Origin of the sequence: Actinomadura sp. K4S16 (assembly GCF_008327685.1) — a bacterium.
Lineage (GTDB): Bacteria > Actinomycetota > Actinomycetes > Streptosporangiales > Streptosporangiaceae > Spirillospora.
The window spans coordinates 1-6682 of record NZ_BDDE01000038.1 but is presented as its reverse complement, the minus strand read 5'-3'; the positions used below and the strand labels follow the sequence as shown (position 1 = coordinate 6682).

Genomic DNA, 6682 nt, shown 5'->3' with positions numbered 1-6682 from the left:
AACCAGTCGGGGTCGTGACCGGCACAGGCGAACATGTGCAGCCGCTCGAAGTGGCCGCCGGTGTTCCACGCCTCGTCCAGCCGCTTCATACACACATCACTCGGGCGGAACCGACCGGCCTCCCAGTTCGATACGGTCCCGCGCGTCGCTTTCACGACCAGAGCCATCTGGGCGAGCGAGAGCCCTCGCTGAGTGCGGTGAAACCAAAGGTCAAAGGCCAGCCAGGCCCAGAGCGAGGACTTCGGATCGATCGACTCCCGCACGCTCATAGGCCACTCACATGTGTATTGACCGGCGAACAATGCACAACACGCTACTGAATGATCACTCACAGTGAGAGCACAATCCGCCGACTCGGGATGGCTCTCAATGGACGATCTTCAAATCACCAGCTCGGCGCATGGTGTGCCGGAGGTGCGACTGACCCTGCTCGCCGTGCCGTCGAGCGTCGTGCTGGCCCGGGAGCTCGTCCGGTACACGTTGACGAACTGGGGATTCGGCCGCGACCTGATCAACGACTCGGCGCTCGTCATGAGCGAGATCGTCACCAATGCCGTGGACGCGGCCTGCGGGCGGCAGATCCGCCTCCGCTGCGCCTTGCAGGACGGAACGCCGCTTCTGGAGTGTTGGGACCCCTCCCCCGAGCTCCCGTCCCCGCGCCCGCTGTCCCTCACGGCCGAGAACGGGCGCGGGCTGGCCATCGTCTCCGCCTACGTGAAAGAGACCGGCACCCGCCCCTCCGCCACCGGCGAAGGAAAGGTCGTCTGGGCCCTCATGCCGACCTGACCCCTCGCCCGTACCTCGGCCTCCGCCCGGGTCATCGGCGGATCGCGCCGTAGAGCGAGCCTGCGAGCAGCGTGATGCCCGACAGGACGCCGCTGACGAAAGGGATCCATTCCACGGACGACACCGCGGCCATGATCATGCCCGCTGCCCCGAGACCGGTCAGCACGACCCCCGGCACCGCGATGGAGCCCCTCTTCCACACCCGCGCCAGCACGACGAAATGCAGGCCGACGATCAACGCGATCCAGGCGACGTTGATCTCCTGGGGCGCGTCCAGCGCCCGCAGCGCGGCGATCCCGCCGAAGATCAGCGCGAACTCCGCGGCCACCACGAGCCCGAACCGCGGCCCGAACCACCCTGGCCGCGCGTCGCCGCGTCCCGTCCCCCCGCGCCGGTCGCCGCGGAAGCCGGTCACCACCACCGCGAGCAGGCACAGCACCGCCAGGATCCGCACCGCGATTCCGGCGGCCCCGGGGAGGGGCTCTCCCGCGTTGGCGAGCACGAAGGCCGTTCCGAAGCCGGAACCGATCAGCAAACCGAGCAATTGTGGTGACACGCGGATGATCTTATGGCCGACGGCCTGGTCCGCCGCGCCCGCCGGAAGGCCACGGCGCCTCCCCGCAGCATGCGGGGAGAGCGGGGCGGTTTTTATTCGATGGAGGCGGCAGGGGTATGCCGCGTAGCGTGAGCGGCATGGCACGAGGCATCTGGTCGCAGAAGGTCCGCAGCGCCCGCTGACGGCGGCGCCTTCCCCTTTCTGAATCCGCGCTCGCCGTCCCGGATCCCGCCGGGCGGCGGTCTGCTGCTGCCCGGCTCCATCGCGAGCTGCGGAGCACCCTTTGAGCCTCATTCCGATTCCCGAGAACATGTCCCTGCCCGTTCCTGCGGGCGAAAGCGCGCACATCAGCGCCGAGAGCGTCGCGGTCACCCGCGGGTCGCGGCGCATCCTGCACGACGTGTCGGTCACCGTGTCGGCCAGGTCCCGGATCGCCGTCGTCGGGGAGAACGGCCGCGGCAAGACGACGCTGCTGCACGTTCTTGCCGGGTTGATCCAGCCCGACGAGGGCACCGTGCACCGCGCGGGCACGATCGGCCTGGCCCGCCAGGAGCTCGCGGCGCGCGACGGTGAGACCGTCGGGACCCTGACGTCCGCTGCGGTGGCCGCCCCGCTCGCGGCCCTCGCCGCGCTGGACGAGGCGACCACGGCCGTGACCGCCGGTGATCCGTCCGCCGACGACCGCTATGCCGCGGCTCTGGAGGCCGCCACCCGGCTCGACGCGTGGGACGCCGAACGCCGTGTCGACGTCGCCCTCGACGCCCTCGGCGCGTGCACGGACCGCGACCGCCGCTTGGCGACGCTGTCGGTCGGGCAGCGCTACCGGGTGCGGCTGGCATGCCTGCTCGCCGCCCGGCACGACGTGCTGCTGCTCGACGAGCCGACCAACCACCTCGACGCCGACGGACTGGACTTCCTGACCCGCCGGCTGCGCGAGCACGAGGGCGGCCTCGCCGTCGTCAGCCACGACCGGGCGCTGCTGCGCGACGTCGCCGACCGGTTCCTGGATCTCGACCCCAGCCGCGACGGCAAGCCGCGCCTCTACGCCGGCGGCTATGACGCGTGGCAGGACGCCCGGCGGAGCGAGCGTGAGCGCTGGGAGCAGGACTACGAGCAGCAGCAGGCCGAGCACCGGCGGCTGCAGGACGCGGTGTCCAAGGCTCGCGACCGGCTGTCCACCGGTTGGCGGCCGGACAAGGGCACTGGCAAGCACCAGCGCCAGTCCCGTGCGCCGGGCGTCGTCCAGGCACTGAACCGGCGGCAGGACGCCCTTGAGACGCACCGCATCGACGTCCCGGAGCCCCCGCCGGCCCTGCGGTGGCCCGACCTCGGTATCCGGTCGCGAGCACCGCAGTTGCGGGCGCACGGCGTCACCGTCGAGGGGCGGTTGGCCGGTCCGTTCGACCTCACTCTGGACGGCGGCGACCGGCTGCTCGTCACCGGCCCCAACGGCGCCGGGAAGTCCACGCTGCTCGCGGTGCTGGCCGGTTCTCTCCCGCCCACCCGCGGACGCCTCTGGACGGCGAACGGCACCCGTGTCGTCCTGATCACGCAGGAGACCGTCGAGCACGTCCCGGAGCTCACCGCCCGGGAGGTGTACGACCAGCACGTGGGGCGGCTGGTGGCCCGCGGGGCGCTGCGCGACGCCGACATCGTCCCGCTCGGTTCGCTCGGGCTCCTGGACTCCGCCGCGATGCGCACGCCGACCGCGCGGATGTCGCAGGGCCAGCAGCGGCGCCTCGACCTGGCGCTCGCGCTGGCCGGGCGGCCCGGCCTGGCCCTTCTTGACGAGCCGACCAACCACCTGTCGTCGGCGCTGGTCGACGAGCTGACCGGCGCGATCCGCGCCACCGGCGCCACCGTCGTCGTCGCCACCCACGACCGGCAGTTGCTGAGGGACCTCGCCGACTGGCCTCGTCTGGAGATCGGACGCTCGGAAGGCTGATGAGGACGGGGCCCGGCCGGGCCCCGTCCTCACCGAGCATCACCTGCGGGAACTCTCCGGTAAATGCGCACCGCGATGGGTCAATGCGTCGGAGATTGTGCGATTCGGGGCCTTCAATGACGCTGGGGAAGGGCTGGCAGGACGCGGAGACGGCGGGCAAGCCTGACGTAACGACCAGCCGACGAGAGGCAGTCATGACGACCGAGGTGTCGGACCTGACGCGTGGCGTGCGCGCGCTGGTCGACGACAACATGGAACGGCTCTGGCAGGACCTGGCGTGCCTCGTCGAGATACCCAGCTACGCCGCGAACCCGGAGGGCGTCCAGAACGCCCGCCATGAGGTCGTCCGCCTCTTCCAGCAGGCGGGGATCGCCCATGTGGAGGAGGTGGCGGTCTCCCACGAGGGCAGGACGGCGACGCCCCTCGTCTACGGCGAGCATCCTGCGCCGCCCGTGGCCGGGGCGCCGACGGTGCTGCTCTACGCGCACTACGACGTCCAGCCGCCGGGCGACGGCTGGGACACCCGTCCGTTCATAGCGACGGAGAACGAGATCGCCGGGGTCCGCCGGCTGTACGGCCGGGGCACCGCCGACGACAAGTCCGGGATCTGCATGCACCTGGCCATGCTGCGGATGTTCGGCAAGGACATGCCCGTCAATCTGAAGCTCGTCATCGAGGGCGAGGAGGAGACCGGGACCGGCATCCTCGAGGACTATCTCGCCTCCGAGACGGGTCGCGCGGACCACCGCTTCACCGCCGACCTGATCGTGATGGCCGACACCGGGAACGTCCAGCGCGGGCAGCCCACCATCACGACGAGCCTGCGCGGCCTGGTCGCCGTAGACGTCACGGTGAGCACGCTCCACAGCCCGGTGCACAGCGGCGTGTACGGCGGGCCCGCGCCGGACGCGTTCATGGCCCTCGTCCGCATGCTGGCCGCGCTCCAGGACGACCAGGGCGACGTCCTGCTCCGGCTGGACAAGGAGGACCTCGGGTGGCCGAACGTGCCGGACGACCGGTTCCGCCACGACGCCGGCCTGCTGGAGGACGTGCAGCTGATCGGCACGGGCCCGCTCGCCGAGCGCCTGTACGGCAAGCCGTCCGTGAACGTCGTCGGCCTGGACGGCGTCCCGCCCATGGCCGGTGCCACCAACGCGCTGCGGCCGTCCGTCACCGCGCAGATCAGCGTCCGGCTGTCCCCGCATCAGAACCTCAAGCAGGCCCGCGAGGGGCTCACCGCACGGCTCAGGGAGGTGGTTCCCTGGGGCGCACGTGTGGAGGTGACCCCGGCCAACGAGGGCGCGGGGTTCGCAGCCGACCCCAACACGCCCCGTATGAAGGACGCCCACGTCGCCCTAGAGCAGGCGTACGACGGCAAATCCGTCGCGCACGCCGGGCAGGGTGGGGCGATCCCACTGGCCAGCGCGTTCCGCGCCGCCAACCCGCAGGCGGACATCCTGCTGTGGGGCTGCGAGGAGCCCACGTGCGCCATCCACGCTCCGAACGAGAGCGTCAGCTATTCCGAGCTCCAGTCCATGACGGAGGCGGAGGCCCTGCTGCTGAAGGCGAGCGGCATGCACGCCCGGAAGGGAGATCCACGATGACGCAGACCATCGGCCGTCCCACCACCGAGTACACCGAGCGCGCCTGGCAGGACGGGGCCAGGCCCGGCCAGCAGGTCTGGGGGACGCCGCCGCCGTTCGCCCCCGACCCGCAGGACTTCGTCCTGGACGGCACAGGGGTGCCGCCCGACAAGCGCGACACGGTGCTGCGCCGCCTGGCCGCCTACCTGTCGGACCGGCGCGACCACATGCTCGGCTACCAGGTCAACGAGGACATGGACGCCTACCGGCTCGACGTCGGGCAGTTCCTCACCAGCCACATCAACAACATCGGCGATCCGTTCCAGGAGAGCGGCTACAAGGTCAACTCCAAGGTCGTCGAGCAGGCGGTGCTGTCGTACCTCGCGCGGCTCTGGAACGGGACCCCCTACGACCCGAAGGACAAGGAGTCGTGCTGGGGATACGTCCTGAGCATGGGCTCCACCGAGGGCAACATGTACGCGCTGTGGAACGCACGCGACTACCTCTCCGGCAAGCGGCTGCTCGGTGAGGAGGAGGGCGCCCACAAGGGCGCGCCGGTGCGCTACACCTCCCCGACCGTGCCGCGCGAGAACCCCAACGCCTACTCACCGGTGGTCTTCTACTCGGAGGACACGCACTACTCGTTCACCAAGGCGGTCCGGGTGCTGAACCTGCCGACGTTCAGCGAACTGGGGCGTTCCATGTACCCGGACGACTGCCCGCTCGGCGGCCCCTGGCCGGACGAGGTGCCGTCCGCGCTGCCCTCCGGCGGCCCGCCCGACGAGCAGTACTCCACGTTCGGGCCCGGCTCCATCGACGTCACCGCGCTGGCGACGCTGGTCGAGTTCTTCGCCGCCAAGGGCCACCCGATCATCGTCAGCCTGAACTTCGGCAGCACGTTCAAGGGCGCCTACGACGACGTGCGGAGCGTCTGCGACCGCCTCCTGCCGATCTTCGCCGAGCACGGGCTGGTGCGGCGCAGGGTGGAGTACGAGGAGGGCCGGCACGACGTCCGGCGCGGGTTCTGGATCCACGTGGACGGCGCGCTCGGCGCCGCCTACGTCCCGTTCCTGGACAAGGCGACCCGCGACCCCCGCTACGAGTACGAGCCCGAGGTGCCCGTCCCCGAGTTCGACTTCGGCCTGACCTCCGTCGTCCCCGGCGAGAAGCCGCTGAAGGAGTCGGTGGACATGGTGGCGTCCATCGTGGTCAGCGGGCACAAGTGGATGGGCGCGCCATGGCCGTGCGGGGCCTTCATGACCAAGATCAAGTACCAGATGCAGCCGCCGGACAACCCCGAGTACATCGGCTCGCTCGACACCACGTTCGCCGGCTCCCGCAACGGCCTCTCGCCGATCGTCCTGTGGGACCACATCGCCCAGAACCCCGACGCCCGCCAGATCGCGCTCAGCACGCACTGCCAGCGCATGGCCGCCTACCTGGTGGACAAGCTCACCCGCCTGGAACAACGGCTGGCGTCGAAGTTCGGCCCCGGCGGCCTGTGGATCGCCCACACTCCGCTGAGCCTCACCGTCCGGTTCCGCCGGCCGAACCCGGCAGTGGTGGCCAAGTGGTCGCTGTCGACGGTCACCATGCGCATGCGGCCGGACGACCCGAAGCCGCGCGACATGGCCCACGTCTTCCTCATGGCGTCGGTGACGGAGGAGGAGATCGACGCCTTCGTAGCCGACCTCCACGCCCCCGACGCCTTCGACCCGCAGGCCACGATCCCCGCCGAACTGTCCACCCCGACCCAGACCTTCGACGGCGAAATCCTCACCGGCGAATCCCCCTACGCCGACCGCGGCTTCA

6 protein-coding genes are annotated in these 6682 nt (G+C 70.7%); 4 read left to right on the top strand and 2 right to left on the bottom strand.

All coding sequences use genetic code 11. The annotated features are described in order from the left end of the window. Positions 1–269 (bottom strand): helix-turn-helix transcriptional regulator (locus K4S16_RS44135; RefSeq protein WP_149265109.1); only part of this gene is annotated, 269 nt, incomplete at its 3' end. A 145-nt stretch (positions 270–414) separates the two neighbouring features. Here K4S16_RS44135 and K4S16_RS44130 point away from each other — a divergent pair. Beyond that, entirely contained in the window at positions 415–786 is a 372-nt protein-coding gene (locus K4S16_RS44130) for an ATP-binding protein (RefSeq protein ID WP_160161250.1), read from the top strand. Between the two features lie 31 nt (positions 787–817). On the opposite strand, the gene K4S16_RS44125 is transcribed toward K4S16_RS44130, so the two are convergent. After that, positions 818–1342: a hypothetical protein gene (locus K4S16_RS44125; RefSeq protein ID WP_149265107.1), complete on the bottom strand. Its 525-nt coding sequence runs from the start codon at positions 1340–1342 to the stop codon at positions 818–820. Between the two features lie 310 nt (positions 1343–1652). Between K4S16_RS44125 and K4S16_RS44120 the strand changes: the two genes are divergently transcribed. The 3 genes from K4S16_RS44120 to K4S16_RS44110 all read left to right on the top strand — a co-directional run. Further along, on the top strand, positions 1653–3287 hold the full coding sequence (locus K4S16_RS44120; protein WP_200842486.1) for an ABC-F family ATP-binding cassette domain-containing protein: 1635 nt from the start codon (positions 1653–1655) through the stop codon (positions 3285–3287). Between the two features lie 194 nt (positions 3288–3481). Further along, positions 3482–4891 (top strand): M20/M25/M40 family metallo-hydrolase, encoded by a 1410-nt coding sequence (locus tag K4S16_RS44115; RefSeq protein ID WP_160161249.1) that lies wholly within the window; start codon positions 3482–3484, stop codon positions 4889–4891. After that, on the top strand, positions 4888–6682 hold a 1795-nt coding region (locus K4S16_RS44110; RefSeq protein WP_200842485.1), incomplete at its 3' end, for a hypothetical protein. The genes K4S16_RS44115 and K4S16_RS44110, both read left to right, overlap by 4 nt.

Excerpts from the sequence above, each read along its gene's own strand:
- K4S16_RS44120 (WP_200842486.1), top strand. The coding sequence starts at position 1,653 with ATGTCCCTGCCCGTTCCTGCGGGCGAAAGCGCGCACATCAGCGCCGAG.
- K4S16_RS44115 (WP_160161249.1), top strand. The coding sequence starts at position 3,482 with ATGACGACCGAGGTGTCGGACCTGACGCGTGGCGTGCGCGCGCTGGTC.